General features: G+C 70.8%; 13 protein-coding genes. 8 read left to right on the top strand and 5 right to left on the bottom strand.

Annotated features, from left to right (window positions below; genetic code table 11):
- Positions 1-1074 (bottom strand): alkene reductase, encoded by a 1074-nt coding sequence (locus tag ACF073_RS23010; protein WP_392072796.1) that lies wholly within the window; start codon positions 1072-1074, stop codon positions 1-3.
- Positions 1075-1190: 116 nt separating this feature from the next.
- On the opposite strand from ACF073_RS23010, the gene ACF073_RS23005 reads away from it, so the two are divergent.
- Positions 1191-1568, top strand: a complete 378-nt coding sequence (locus tag ACF073_RS23005) for a MerR family transcriptional regulator (protein ID WP_392072794.1) — start codon at positions 1191-1193, stop codon at positions 1566-1568.
- Positions 1569-1896: 328 nt separating this feature from the next.
- Here the strand turns inward: ACF073_RS23005 and ACF073_RS23000 are convergent, their stop codons facing one another.
- The gene (locus ACF073_RS23000; protein WP_392072792.1) at positions 1897-2730 is read right to left on the bottom strand and encodes a PIG-L family deacetylase; all 834 of its coding nucleotides are present in this window, start codon (positions 2728-2730) and stop codon (positions 1897-1899) included.
- A 508-nt stretch (positions 2731-3238) separates the two neighbouring features.
- Here ACF073_RS23000 and ACF073_RS22995 point away from each other — a divergent pair.
- From ACF073_RS22995 to ACF073_RS22975, 5 genes are all read left to right on the top strand, one after another.
- The gene (locus ACF073_RS22995; protein WP_392072790.1) at positions 3239-3502 is read left to right on the top strand and encodes a GlsB/YeaQ/YmgE family stress response membrane protein; all 264 of its coding nucleotides are present in this window, start codon (positions 3239-3241) and stop codon (positions 3500-3502) included.
- Positions 3503-3629: 127 nt separating this feature from the next.
- On the top strand, positions 3630-4097 hold the full coding sequence (locus tag ACF073_RS22990) for a GNAT family N-acetyltransferase (RefSeq protein ID WP_392072788.1): 468 nt from the start codon (positions 3630-3632) through the stop codon (positions 4095-4097).
- A gap of 282 nt (positions 4098-4379) precedes the next feature.
- The gene (locus tag ACF073_RS22985; RefSeq protein WP_392072786.1) at positions 4380-5606 is read left to right on the top strand and encodes an acyl-CoA dehydrogenase family protein; all 1227 of its coding nucleotides are present in this window, start codon (positions 4380-4382) and stop codon (positions 5604-5606) included.
- 6 nt (positions 5607-5612) lie between these two features.
- Positions 5613-6845, top strand: coding sequence for a CaiB/BaiF CoA transferase family protein (locus ACF073_RS22980; RefSeq protein ID WP_392072784.1), 1233 nt, complete (start codon positions 5613-5615; stop codon positions 6843-6845).
- Positions 6846-7037: 192 nt separating this feature from the next.
- Complete coding sequence (locus ACF073_RS22975) at positions 7038-7967, top strand: DUF4232 domain-containing protein (protein ID WP_392072782.1); 930 nt, start codon at positions 7038-7040, stop codon at positions 7965-7967.
- Positions 7968-8147: 180 nt separating this feature from the next.
- Here ACF073_RS22975 and ACF073_RS22970 read toward each other — a convergent pair whose 3' ends face one another.
- Positions 8148-8561 (bottom strand): DUF4345 domain-containing protein, encoded by a 414-nt coding sequence (locus ACF073_RS22970; protein WP_392072780.1) that lies wholly within the window; start codon positions 8559-8561, stop codon positions 8148-8150.
- A gap of 94 nt (positions 8562-8655) precedes the next feature.
- Between ACF073_RS22970 and ACF073_RS22965 the strand changes: the two genes are divergently transcribed.
- Entirely contained in the window at positions 8656-9255 is a 600-nt protein-coding gene (locus tag ACF073_RS22965; protein WP_392072778.1) for a TetR/AcrR family transcriptional regulator, read from the top strand.
- A gap of 229 nt (positions 9256-9484) precedes the next feature.
- Entirely contained in the window at positions 9485-10933 is a 1449-nt protein-coding gene (locus ACF073_RS22960) for a catalase (protein ID WP_392072776.1), read from the top strand.
- A gap of 115 nt (positions 10934-11048) precedes the next feature.
- Here the strand turns inward: ACF073_RS22960 and ACF073_RS22955 are convergent, their stop codons facing one another.
- Both ACF073_RS22955 and ACF073_RS22950 read right to left on the bottom strand, forming a co-directional pair.
- Entirely contained in the window at positions 11049-11252 is a 204-nt protein-coding gene (locus ACF073_RS22955; RefSeq protein WP_392072774.1) for a cold-shock protein, read from the bottom strand.
- A gap of 117 nt (positions 11253-11369) precedes the next feature.
- Complete coding sequence (locus ACF073_RS22950; RefSeq protein WP_392072772.1) at positions 11370-12500, bottom strand: FAD-dependent oxidoreductase; 1131 nt, start codon at positions 12498-12500, stop codon at positions 11370-11372.
- Positions 12501-12843: the final 343 nt, after the last annotated feature.

Raw genomic sequence — 12843 nt, 5'->3', positions numbered from 1 at the left:
TCAGCCCGCGTACTGGTAGGCCGGGTAGGTCAGGTAGCCCGCGTCACCGCCTTGGTAGTACGTGGCCTCGTCGACGGGGGCGATCGGCAGTCCGGCCCGCAGCCGCTCGACCAGGTCGGGGTTGGCGAGGAAGGCGCGGCCGAAGCTGATGAGATCGGCGCCAAGGCCGAGCCAGTGCTCGGCGTCGTCCCGGCCGGTCTGCTTCGGTCCCAGCGGAAGCACGGGGTTCATGACGAGGGTGCCCGGCCACGTCCGCCGCAGGGCGACGAGTACCTCTTCGTCAGCGGTGGCTTCCAGGTGCACGTACGCGAGTCCGAGGGGGGCCAGTTCGGTGAGCAGCGCGGTGTAGAGCTCCCGGACGTCGGTCTCCTCGACGCCCCAGAACGTCCCGCCGGGCGAGAGCCGGATGCCGGTCCTGTCCCCGCCGACGGCTTCGACGGTCGCGGCGACGGCCTCGACGGCGAACCTGATCCGGTTGGCGATCGGCCCGCCGTAGCGGTCCGTACGCAGGTTGGCGTTGGACGAGAGGAACTGGGAGATCAGGTAGCCGTTGGCGCCGTGCAGTTCCACGCCGTCGAAGCCCGCGTCGACGGCGCGGCGGGCGGCCCGGGCGTAGGACTGTGCGTGCTCTGGCACCTCGGCGGTGTCCAGCGCGCGCGGCATCGGAGCGGGCTGCGGCCCGGTCGGGGTGAACACGTCACCGACGGCGGGGACGGCTGAGGGTCCGGCCGGCTGCAGTCCGGTGGTGTCGGAATGCGAGACCCGGCCGCCGTGCATGAGCTGGGCGAAGATCCGTCCGCCGTTGGCGTGGACGGCCGCGGTCACGGGGCGCCACGCCGCGACCTGCTCGTCGGTGTGCAGCCCCGGTGTACCCGGGTTGGCCTGTCCGATCACGCTCGGCTGCACTCCCTCGCTCACGATCAGCCCGGCTGTGGCCCGCTGGGCGTAGTAGGCCGCCATCGACGGCGTCGCCAGGCCCCCGGCCGCGGCCCGGACCCGGCCCATCGGGGCCATGACCATCCGGTTGGGCAGCGTGAGGCCGCCGAGCCGGTAGCTGGTGAAGAGCGTCGTCATGCCAGGACTCCTTGCGTTCCGTCGTACCCGCGCCTCGGGCACGACGGTTACGCTAAAACCTCACGCTGACGTCAGAGGCAAGTGTCTGTGACGCAGGACTCGGCCGGGAGGGCTTTGTGCGGATCGGGGAGCTCGCGTCACGGGCCGGAGTCAGTGTCCGGTCCGTGCGCTACTACGAGGAGCAGGGGCTGCTCACCAGCACCCGCAGCCCCAGCGGGCAGCGGCACTACACGGACGACGAGGTCGAACGGGTCGCGTTCATCCAGCGGTTGTACGCCGCGGGCCTGTCCAGTCGCACCATCGTCGAGCTGCTGCCCTGCGTGGACGCGCCCAGCGAGGAGCACTCCGACTCCGCGCTGGAGCGGATGGGGCTGGAGCGCGAGCGGCTCTCCTCGCACATTGCCGACCTCGTGCGGACCAGGGACACACTCGACAGGGTGATGGCCTCGGCGCGGGCGTACAGGGAACGGCTGGGGACGGGCGCGGCCGGCTGACGGACAGGTCCCGGGCACCGCCTGCCGACCGTCCTGTCGGCAGGCGGAATGGCGCCTCAGCGGGGGTGGTGCTCTCGCTCCTCACCAAAGGCTGTCCCGTGACCGCGGGCCGTCCCCTCCATGGGGGGGGGCCGCCCCGGGCTCCCGTGGTCAGCCGAAGCGGCTTCTCTCACGACCGAACGGCGTGGTCGACGCCGTCCGCCATGGCCTGGGGGCCTGGCCGCGGCCCGCCGGAGCAGATTCCGCGTGCACGGCCCTCCAGGTGTGTGAGGCGCTCGATCGAACCGGACGGCCGATGGGTTTTCCCGGGCCCAGCCGGACGGACGGATCAGCGCAGGCCGGCGAAGAGATCGTTCTCGGGTACGGCCGCACCGGTGGCGTCCTGGACTCGTACGAAGGTCTCCATGCCCATCAACTCGGCGAACTTCTCCTTGCCCATCTTGAGGAAGAAGATGTTCTCGCCCTGACTGGCATGCGCGGCCAGCGCGTCGAACTTCTGGCCGCTGAACGCGGTGGTGTCCACCCACGTGGTGATCTCATCGTCGGGGAGGCCGATCTCGGCCATCGCGGCGGCCTCGGCAGGATCCGGCTCCGGCATGTCCTCCTGGAACTCGCGCATGATCTCGCCGAACCGCTGCATCATCGAGCGGGGCATCGTCGTCCAGTACACCTTCGGTGTCAGGTCCGTCATCTCCAGCGCGGCCATCGTGATGCGGTGGGCCTGGATGTGGTCGGGGTGGCCGTAAAAGCCGTTCGCGTCGTAAGTGACGACCACGTCGGGTCGGTAGTGCCGCATGAGTTCCGCGAGCCGGGCGGCGCCTTCCGCCACGGGGGTCTGCCAGAAGGATCCGGGGGCGTCGTTGCTCGGCCAGCCCATCATCCCGGAGTCGGCATAGTCCAGCATCTCCAGATCGCTGATCTTCAGGACCTCACAACTCGCCTCGAGTTCCTGACGTCGCATCAAGGCGACGGCCGCCGGATCGTGCCCGGGATCGCCCGGCTTGACCCCCCCCGGACCGTCACCGCAACCGCCGTCGGTACACGTCACGAGCACCGTGCGGATGCCTTCCGCCGCGTACTGCGCGAGGACCCCTCCGGTGCTGGTGGCCTCGTCATCGGGGTGGGCATGCACTGCCATGAGCGTCAACGGCCGGTCAGTCATGAAACAGTCCTCCTGCGATAGGCGTCTTTGTTCGATTGCGCGGCGAACGTACCGCGACCCCAGGGCCCGGATCCTGCCGGGGCGGACGACCTTGTGGCCTCCGTGTTCCCCGCCCATGCGGCGCCGGTCCCCCGGTCGATGCAACAGTGACGGCCGTACCGCCTGTTCCCGCCGCGGCCGCTCGGCCTTCCGGACGTCGGCGTTGCCATTCGAGCGAGGTACGGGCACGGGCGCGGGCGCGACCTGGCGCAGGACACGGACGAAGCGTTTGCCCTCGCGCCCACCGCGAGGACCACGAGCGGGCCGGCGACCGGGCGACGTGCGCGGCGGCAGCCCTCGGGCCGGCGGCCGTGTCCGGTCGCCGGGCCGCCCGCGACTTCACGGCGGGAGCGAAAGTGAGGACCTTGGTCCCGCATATCGCGGCGCCATGCGGGATATCCGGAAGTACGTCGGAGCCGCCGCCCCGGGGGCACCGACATCAGCACAGCGCAACGGAAGGACCACCCTCGTGGGCATCATCGCCTGGATCCTGATCGGCCTCATCGCGGGCGCCATCGCGAAGGCACTGACCCCCGGTAAGGACCCGGGCGGCTGCCTGGTGACGATGCTGATCGGCATCGTAGGCGGGCTGCTCGGCGGCTGGCTGGGCAAGGTGATCTTCGGGGTCCACTCGATCAACGGCTTCTTCAGCCTCTCCACCTGGATCGCCGCGATCGTGGGTTCCGTGATCGTGCTGCTGCTCTACCGTGTGCTGGCGGGACGCTCACGCTGACTCCGGGTACGAAGAAGGCGGCTCCTCGGGAGCCGCCTTCTTCGTGGGACGGCGCGGTACGGGGCCGGCAGGGGCGGGCACGCTCTGCTGCGGCACGGTCGGGGCCGACGGCGTCACCGCGCGGCCGATGACCCCGGCCGAATATCCCGACTGGCTCGCCTCCGAGAGGGCCGCCTGCGTCGGCGACGTCGTCCGGGCGGGAGTCCTGAGCCCCGAGGACGCCGTACGCAAGGCCGACCGCGACTTCACCGAGCTGGTTCCCGAGGGCCTGGCGACGCCCGACAACACGTTCCTGGTGTTCGAGGCGGCGGGCGAGCAGATCGGCACCGGCCGGCTGCGGCACGACCACCTCCCGGGCGTCACCTGCGGCTACTCGCTGCACCTCCACGAGCAGCACCGCGGCAACGGGTACGGCCGGGCGGCGATGGCGGCCGGCGAACAGGCAACGCTCGCGGCCGGCGACTCGGCGCTGATGTCCACCGTGTGGGGCGGCAACGAGGTGGCGATGAACCTGTACACGAGCGCCGGCTTCCGAGTCCTGGAGGAGCGCCGCTCCATCGACCTCCCCCGCATTCCCGGCATCCCCCGCGGGTGAGGTCCAGCACCGGCAATGCACCGGGCGGCGCACGCGTACGTGCCTGACCGGTGCCGCCCCGACACGGATGAGGGGCCCCGGCCACCAGCGGGGCCTCGGCTCCGCCGTAGCGGCGCCCCGGGCCAATCGAGTGGTCCGGGGCGACACGGCGTGCCCGTGCGGCGCAGGTCCGGGCCACGGGTCGCCGCGTGCGTTTAATCGAAGCGTCAAGCTGCGGAGCCATGCGTGCGGAGCGCCGGCGGGCGGGATCTCCGACCCCTCCCCCACAGTCCAGGAGACATGATGAGCACTACATCTGCCTTGCCGGCACCGTCCGGACCCTACCTGGACCAGGGTCTGCTGCCCGCCGACTTCTATGCCCACGAGAACCTGCTGTCGGACGGCGAACGGGCCAAGATCGAGGCGATCCGCGCGTTTCTCCGCACGCAGGCCGCCCCGATCGTCAACGACTACTGGGCGCGGGCCGAGTTCCCCTTCCAGCTGGTCGAGGGTTTCGGCAGCCTCGGTCTGGTGGACTGGGCCGACCCCGACTCCCCGGAAGCCAGACCGAGCAACCTTCTCTCGGGATTCATCGCACTGGAGCTCGCGCATTTCGACGCGTCCCTGGCGACGTTCGCGGGCGTGCACACAGGTCTGGCCATGGGCACCGTCCTCAACTGCGGCTCCGACGAGCAGCAGCGGCGCTGGCTGCCGGCGATGAGCCGTTTCGAGAAGATCGGCGCCTTCGCGTTGACCGAGCCGCACGGCGGCTCCGACGTGGCCGGCGGTCTCCTGACGACCGCGCGCCGCGACGGCGACCACTGGATCCTGGACGGTTCGAAGCGGTGGATCGGTAACGCGACGTTCGCCGATCTGATCGTCGTCTGGGCCCGCGACACCGAGACGGGTCACGTACTGGGCTTCGTCGTGGAGAAGGACACCCCCGGGTTCACCGCGACGAAGATCGAGAACAAGATGGCCCTGCGGATCGTGCAGAACGCGGACATCGTCCTCGACGGCTGCCGCGTTCCGGAGGCGAACCGGCTGGAGAACGCCAACTCCTTCAAGGACACCGCGAAGATCCTGCGCGCGACGCGCAGCGGGGTGGCGTGGCAGGCGGTGGGGGTGATGTTCGGTGCGTACGAGATCGCCCTGCAGTACGCGAAGGAGCGCGAGCAGTTCGGCCGGCCCATCGGGGGCTTCCAGCTCGTGCAGGACCTGCTGGTCAGGATGCTCGGCAACGCCACGGCCTCCTGCGGGATGGTGACGCGGCTGGCCCAGCTCCAGGACGCCGGGGTGTACCGCGACGAACAGTCCGCGCTGGCCAAGGCCTATTGCACCGCCCGGATGCGGGAGAGCGTGGGTTGGGCGCGGGAACTGCTGGCCGGCAACGGCATCATCCTCGACTACAACATCGGCCGCTTCGTCGCCGACGCCGAGGCCATCTACTCGTACGAGGGCACGCGGGAGATCCAGACCCTGATCGTCGGACGCGCCGTCACCGGCGGCCTGAGCGCGTTCGTGAGGTGACGGGCGATGGCGACCGAATCCGTCTTCGCCGGTCTGAAGGTCCTTGACGCGTCGAGTTTCATCGCGGGACCCGCGGCGGCCACCATGCTCTCCGACTTCGGCGCTGACGTCATCAAGGTCGAGCCGCCGGGGAAGGGCGATCCCCAGCGGGGTCTGAGTTCCGTTCCGCCCAGCCCCCGGGCCCAGGCCAATTACGCCTGGCACCTCACCAACCGCAACAAACGCGGAATGGTGATCAACCTGAAGTCACCGGCGGCCACCGAGATCCTCAAGCGGCTCGTCGAGTGGGCCGACGTCGTGATCACCAACTTTCCGCACGGCACACGCGAGAAGCTGCACCTCGGCTACGACGAGGTCTCGGCCTGGAATCCGCAGGTCGTCTACGCCGACATCACGGGTTTCGGGGACGCCGGCCCCGACGCCGGCCAGCCGGGCTTCGATCTGACCGCCTACTGGTCACGCAGCGGGCTGCTGGCCTCCACCCGGGACGCGGGCGCTCCACCGACCATGCCGGTCTGGGGCAGCGGCGACTACATGTCGGCGATCGCCGTCTACGCGGCGATCGTGACCGCCCTGTACCGCCGTGAACGCACGGGGCAAGGGGCCAGTGTCGGGACGTCGCTGCTCGCGGCGGGCGTCTGGTCGACGGGAACGCTCGTGGCCGGCGCCCTCGCGGACGGCACGCCGTTCCAGCTGCACGACCACAAGGCACCGGCGAATCCGCTGACCAACCCCTATCAGTGCGCGGACGACGTGTGGTTCATGCTGGTGACCTCGGCCTCGCGCTGGCCGGGCTTGACCCGGGCCATCGGGCACCCCGAGCTGCTTGAGGATCCTCGCTACGCCGACATCGAGGGCTTCGTCGAGAACTCGGCCGCGCTGGCCGAACTGCTCGACACCGAGTTCCGCTCGCAGCCGTTCGCGTACTGGAAGGAGGCCCTGGACCGGGAACGCGTCACCTACAGCCTCATCCAGACACCGGAGCAGACCGCGCGGGATCCGCAGCTGCGCGTCAACGACATCGTCGTACCCCTGGAGGGCGTCACCGGGCTGGAGTACACCATCAGCAGCCCGGTCACCCTCAGAGGGGTGCCGAAGGTGCCGGCGAAACGGGCACCGGACCTGGGCGAGCACAACCACGAGGTCCTCGCCCAGTTGGGCTTCGATCCCGCCGCGATCGCCGAGCTGCGCGCCCAGGGAGCGATCCCCGGGCCACCGGAGGCGGCGGACTCGCCGTGAGAGTGACTGGACGGACGGTTCGCGGCGGAGGTGACGCCGGCGGCAGGCGCTGACAAGTGTCCGGACGCTCCCACCAGCGTCCCGTTCAGCGGGATCTGACGTGACGTCAGCCGCTTCAGGTGTGACACGCCCGTGACCGGAACTGTGGCTTCCGTCACGGCCCAGCGCTCGCGCCCCTGATGAGGTGACCGGATGCGCAGAGCCACCTCTCTCCTCCCGGCCGCCGCCGCACTCCTCCTGCTCACCGCGTGCGGATCCGAGGTCTCGGGCGCCCCCGGCACGGGCGCGTCCGCCCCCGCGTCCGGGTCCCCCGCCACCACCCCGCCCGTGTACGGCGTCCGGATCACCTCGGTGACCATCCCCACCGGCACACCCACCCCGAGCGCCGGCTCGGACGGGGTCTCCGTCCACGCCGACCCCCTCCCCACCGGTGATGCGGGGATCTCGGCCGCCTACGAGGTCACCAACGACGGTGCCGCCGCGATGACGTACACGATCCTGTTCGACTTCACCGACGACGGCGGTGAGGTCATGGGCAACAGACATGAGACCGTGCGCTCGGTCGGAGCGGGCGCGACCGTGCGCGGCACGGTCCGGCTGGGGGCACTTGCCCCCGGAGCGTCCCCCGTGACCCGCGTCAAGATCTCCCGGGTGACCAAGGTGCCCGCCGCCGAAGCGCCGCCGGAGTCCGGGAAGTGCCCGTCCTCCGGCATTCGTCTGACCGCCGATGACGGAGACGCCGCGATGGGGCTGCGCGTGGTGGGGCTGCGCCTGGAGAACTGCGGTTCGCGCGCCTACACCCTCGACGGCTACCCTCTCCTGGAGCTGCTGGACGAGGACCTGTCACCCGTCCACGGCATCCGGATCACCCACGGAAGCGGCGGCATCAGCACCGGTACCGGATTCGACGATCCGGCCCGCCCGCTGGTCCTGAAGCCGGGCGAGAGCGCCCTCTCGGGCCTCATGTGGCGCAACACCACCCAGTCCGGCACCCCCGTCGACGTCCCGTACGTCAGGGTCCGGGCCGAGCGGGGCGCCGATCCGGTGACGGTGACGCCCCACCTCGACCTCGGCACCACCGGCAAGCTGGCCGTCCGCGCGTGGACCCGCGCACCGGAGTAGGACGGCGGCCCGGCACCGGCGCGGGGGCGGAAGCGCCGGCCCGCGCAGCGGCCGATCCGGGCCGGCACGGCTGGTACGCACCAGACGGCGCACCCGACCGCGCACCGGACGGCGCGCAAGGCGTCCGGTGCGCCGCTGCGCCACAGGCGTCGGGGCCTTGTGGCGGGACCTGGACTGACCTCACGGCACGGCGGGCGCGGTCCGCGGGCCGTCCCGCAACGCCCGCTCCTCCGCGTCGGCCAGCCAGAAGAGGACTGGCGGCAGGCCGAGTTCGATGACCGCGAGGGCGATCTGGAACCACTGCGGCCAGCCGTGAACGGCGAGCGAGATCAGCCGGCCCACGCCGCCCAGCAGGAAGACGCCGGCCAGCCACCGCACCGCCCCGGCCGGGACAGGTCGCTGCCGGGCGGCCCAGAGCCAGGCAAGACCGTATCCGGCGAAGCCGGCGCCCATGAACCGGCCCCAACTGTCCACCGTCGCGCCGGCGGAACTCGCACCGGGGATCGCCGCGTTGCCAAGAACCACGTGAAACACACCGATCAGCACGCAGGCCCAGCCCATCAGCTGGGCGAGTGCCCGAAGAGCCCTTGCCATGATCCCTCCCAGCCCACCTCGACCCAGCGTCTTAGTTGACATGCGTCTACTAGAGTCACCGCGCCAGTAGACACATGTCAAGTAGTCTGCGTTCGTGCCTCCACGCCGACGCCTCGCCCCCGCCGACCGCCGCGCCCAACTCCTCGCCGTCGGTGCCCGGCTCTTCGCCGCACGGCCCTACGAGGACGTGATGATGGAGGAGGTCGCCAAGGAGGCTGGCGTCTCCCGGGCCTTGCTCTACCGCCACTTCCCCAGCAAGCAGGCCCTCTTCGCGGCCATCTACCAACAGGCGGCCGACCAGCTGCTCGCGGACACCCTGCTCGACCCCGCCGACTCCCTGGAGGAGCAGCTCATCCAGGGCATGGACGTCCATCTCGACTACTTCACGGCCAACCGCAATGCCGTCCTCGCCGCCAACCGCGTCCTCGCGGGCGACCCGGTGGTCCAGTCGATCATGGCGAACGAGCTGGACGCGCTCCGCACCCGGCTGCTGGCGGTGGTCCCGTTCACCGACGCGGGCGCCCGCGAGGCCGTGTCCGCCGTCCTGAAGAGCTGGCTGGTCTTCGTCCAGGTCCTCTGCGTCGACTGGCTCACCCAGGAGACCTGCACCCGCACCCAGCTCCGCGACACCTGCGTCGGCGCGCTCCTCGGCGCTCTCCGCCCGCTGCTCGCCGAGGACCCGACACACGCGTAGCCGCCCCGACGGCCCGACACGGACGCCGCGGGTGTCACCTGGAGGAACGAGGCGTTGCACCGCGCGAAGGCGCGGCGACCGGACGGGCGCGGCCCTGCGGACCATTCGGCCGGATTGATCCACATGGAGCGGGTAGGCGTCCCTTGTTGCCGATCGGAGGGCACCACTGTTGACTTCCTTTCGGACATAAAGGTATGAAACGCACCGTTCAGGAGTCGGGAGGACGCCGATGGACACCCCGTACACCACCAACAACGCAGGCATCCAGGTCGAGAGCGACGAGCACTCGCTGACCATCGGCGCGGACGGGCCGATCCTGCTCCAGGATCACTACCTCATCGAGAAGATGGCGCAGTTCAACCGGGAGCGCGTGCCGGAGCGGGTCGTCCACGCGAAGGGCAGCGGCGCGTACGGTGAGTTCCAGGTCACCAACGACGTCAGCCAGTTCACCAAGGCCGACCTGTTCCAGCCCGGCAAGCGCACCGAGATGCTGGCCCGCTTCTCCACGGTCGCCGGTGAGCAGGGCAGCCCGGACACCTGGCGCGACCCGCGTGGATTCGCACTGAAGTTCTACACGCAGCATGGAAACTACGACCTGGTCGGCAACAACACGCCGGTCTTCTTCGTCCGCGACACGATCAAGTTCCAGGACTTCATCCGCTCCCAGAAGCGCCGCCCCGACAACGGACTGCGCGACCACGACATGCAGTGGGATTTCTGGACCCTCTCCCCCGAGTCCGCCCACCAGGTCACCTGGCTGATGGGCGACCGCGGCATCCCGAAGACGTACCGCCACATGAACGGCTACGGGTCGCACACCTACATGTGGATCAACGGCGGCGGCGAGAAATTCTGGGTGAAGTACCACTTCAAGACCGACCAGGGCATCGACTTCCTCACCCAGGCGGACGCCGACCGGCTCGCCGGGGAGGCACCGGACCTGCACCGGCGAGACCTGTGGGAAGCCATCGAGAACGGCAACGCCCCGTCATGGACGCTGTACGTGCAGGTCATGCCGTTCGCGGACGCACCGGACTACCGGTTCAACCCGTTCGACCTGACCAAGGTGTGGCCGCACGGCGACTACCCGCTGATCGAGGTCGGGCGGATGACGCTGAACCGCAACCCCGAGGACTACTTCATCCACATCGAGCAGGCCGCCTTCGAGCCGTCCAACATGGTGCCGGGCGTGGGCCCGTCACCGGACAAGATGCTGCTCGGCCGGCTCTTCTCCTACCCGGACACCCACCGCTACCGCATCGGCGCCAACTACGCGCAGCTCCCGCCGAACCGGCCGCATGTCACGGTGGACTCCTACGCCAAGGACGGCGCCATGCGCTACGAGCCGAGCCGCGCCGCCCGGCCCTACGCCCCCAACTCCTACGGCGGCCCGGCCGCGTCCCCCGAGGCGTACGGGGACATCGCGGGCTGGCGGGCGGCGGGTGAGATGGTCCGCGAGGCCTACACGGCGCACCGCGAGGACGACGACTTCGGACAGCCGGGGACGATGGTGCGCCACGTGCTGGACGACGCGGCCCGCGCACGCCTGGTCTCCAACGTCGCCGGGCACCTCCTGGAGGGGGTGAGCCGTCCGGTGATGGACCGCGCCGTGCAGTACTGGCGCAACATCGACAAGGAGGTCGGCGACCGCATCGCCTCCGCGGTCAACGGCGGCTGACAGCGGGCAGCGGGCAGCGGCACCGGGTGGCCCTGGTGACGGAGTGACGCGTGGCGGTGGAGCGGACAGGGACAGCAGGGTCCGCTCCACCGCCGCGACGGTCGACCTCGTCCGGTCAGAGTGCCCGAACCTGATCGGCCTGCGCGCCGCGCTGTCCCTGGGTGATCTCGAACTCGACCCGCTGGTTCTCCTCCAGGCTCCGGTAGCCGGAACCCTGGATCGCGCTGTAGTGGACGAACACGTCGGGGCCGCCTTCGTCGGGGGATATGAACCCGAAGCCCTTCTCACTGTTGAACCACTTCACCGTGCCCTGTGCCATCGCGTTGCCTTCCCGGGAAACCGCGCCGCCACCCCATCGATACCGGCGGCGCGGAGATCATCCCCGCGCTGGATCACCCGAAACTCCGGTCCGCGCAAAGGGCGCCCGCGTGACGCGTCAGCCCTGCCCGCGTCCGGCGAACATGCTGATCAGGCCGTGGGGCGCGGCCTCGCCGAAGAGGAGTTCGTGAAGCTCGACGCCGTCGGCGGCGGCCGCGGCGCTGCGGGGGAACAGTGCCTGCTCGTACTCGGTGAGCGCGGCCTCCGCGTCGTCGGGACGCGCGGCGAGGGCCTTGCCGAGTTCGGCGCCGTCGTACAGGGCCAGGTTGGCGCCCTCGCCGTTCGGGGCCGCGAGGTGGGCGGCGTCGCCGAGGAGGGTCACCCCGGGCACCCGGTCCCACCGGTGCTCGACCGGCAGGGCGTGGAGGGTGCGCAGGACCGGCGCGGTGTCGCCGTCGGTGATCAGCGCGGTCAGCTCCGGGGCCCAGCCGGCGAACTCCGCGGCGATCCGCGCGGCGGCCGTGGCGGCATCGGTGAAGTCGATCGCGGCGAACCACTCCTGGGACTCGGTGAGCGCCACATAGGTGTGCAGATCGCCGCCGCTCTCGCGGTGTGCCTGGATCGCCTTCCCCGGTGCGAGCGCGAAGAGCGCCCCGCCGCCGACCGCCTTCGCGGTGGCCGGGTGCCGGGTGTCGCCGTCGAACAGGTAGGTCTCGATGAACGACCGGCCGATGTACTCGGGTACGGCGTCGGAGAGCAGCGGGCGGACCCGTGACCACGCACCGTCCGCGCCGACCAGCAGGCTCGTGGTGACGGCGGTGCCATCGGCGAACGCCACCTCGTGGCGTCCCCCGCCGAGGGCCCGGACGCCGCTGACCCTGCGGCCCCAGCGGACCGTGCCGGCCGGGAGCGACTCGAGCAGGATCCGGCGCAGCTCGCCGCGCTGCACCTCCGGGCGTCCGCCCGTGCCGTCGTCCGGTACGTCCAGCAGAACGGTCCCGTCCGGTGCGAGGACCCGGGTCGCCTCGCGGCCCTCCAGGACGAGGGCGCGGAACTCGTCCGTCAGGCCCGCCGCCCGCAAAGCCCGCTGTCCGTTGTGGTCGTGGATGTCGAGCATGCCGCCCTGGGCGCGCGCCGTCGGGGAGGGCTCCGCCTCGTAGACCGTGGCGGGGATTCCGTGGACGTGCAGGACGCGGGCGAGAGCCAGTCCTCCGAGCCCGGCGCCGATGATCGTGACGTCGCTGGTCATGGTGATCCCCTTGTATGTCGTACGGCCGCCGGACGTGCACCCGGCGGGATTCCTTGAAAGCTCCCAGGCCCCGCCGACGAACCGCCGACGAACCGCAGACGAGCACCGAGTAGCGCCGACATCGGGCCGGCATCGGGCCTACAGAACACCGATACGAGCGGCCCGGGCCGACGCCTCGAACGAGCGTGCGCCGGGTTCGCCGGCTCCGCCTCCAGATGCCGGTACGGTCCGCGGCCCGGCGCGCGGTCAGCCGGCCGCCCCCGCATCGCCCGCGGTCCGCCCCTCCCCCGCGCTGCTCCAGGCCGAAATGTGCCAGCCCGCGCCTCCCGCGCCGGGCAGGATG

It is taken from the genome of Streptomyces sp. NPDC015171, assembly GCF_043079545.1.
In the GTDB taxonomy this organism is placed as follows: Bacteria; Actinomycetota; Actinomycetes; order Streptomycetales; family Streptomycetaceae; genus Streptomyces.
This window is presented reverse-complemented; position numbering and strand designations above follow the sequence as displayed.

Bases quoted from the DNA above. Each gene is read 5' to 3' on its own strand.
- ACF073_RS23010 (WP_392072796.1), bottom strand. From the start codon at position 1,074: ATGACGACGCTCTTCACCAGCTACCGGCTCGGCGGCCTCACGCTGCCC.
- ACF073_RS23000 (WP_392072792.1), bottom strand. From the start codon at position 2,730: ATGACTGACCGGCCGTTGACGCTCATGGCAGTGCATGCCCACCCCGAT.
- ACF073_RS22990 (WP_392072788.1), top strand. From the start codon at position 3,630: ATGACCCCGGCCGAATATCCCGACTGGCTCGCCTCCGAGAGGGCCGCC.
- ACF073_RS22985 (WP_392072786.1), top strand. From the start codon at position 4,380: ATGAGCACTACATCTGCCTTGCCGGCACCGTCCGGACCCTACCTGGAC.
- ACF073_RS22980 (WP_392072784.1), top strand. From the start codon at position 5,613: ATGGCGACCGAATCCGTCTTCGCCGGTCTGAAGGTCCTTGACGCGTCG.
- ACF073_RS22975 (WP_392072782.1), top strand. From the start codon at position 7,038: ATGCGCAGAGCCACCTCTCTCCTCCCGGCCGCCGCCGCACTCCTCCTG.
- ACF073_RS22970 (WP_392072780.1), bottom strand. From the start codon at position 8,561: ATGGCAAGGGCTCTTCGGGCACTCGCCCAGCTGATGGGCTGGGCCTGC.
- ACF073_RS22960 (WP_392072776.1), top strand. From the start codon at position 9,485: ATGGACACCCCGTACACCACCAACAACGCAGGCATCCAGGTCGAGAGC.
- ACF073_RS22955 (WP_392072774.1), bottom strand. From the start codon at position 11,252: ATGGCACAGGGCACGGTGAAGTGGTTCAACAGTGAGAAGGGCTTCGGG.
- ACF073_RS22950 (WP_392072772.1), bottom strand. From the start codon at position 12,500: ATGACCAGCGACGTCACGATCATCGGCGCCGGGCTCGGAGGACTGGCT.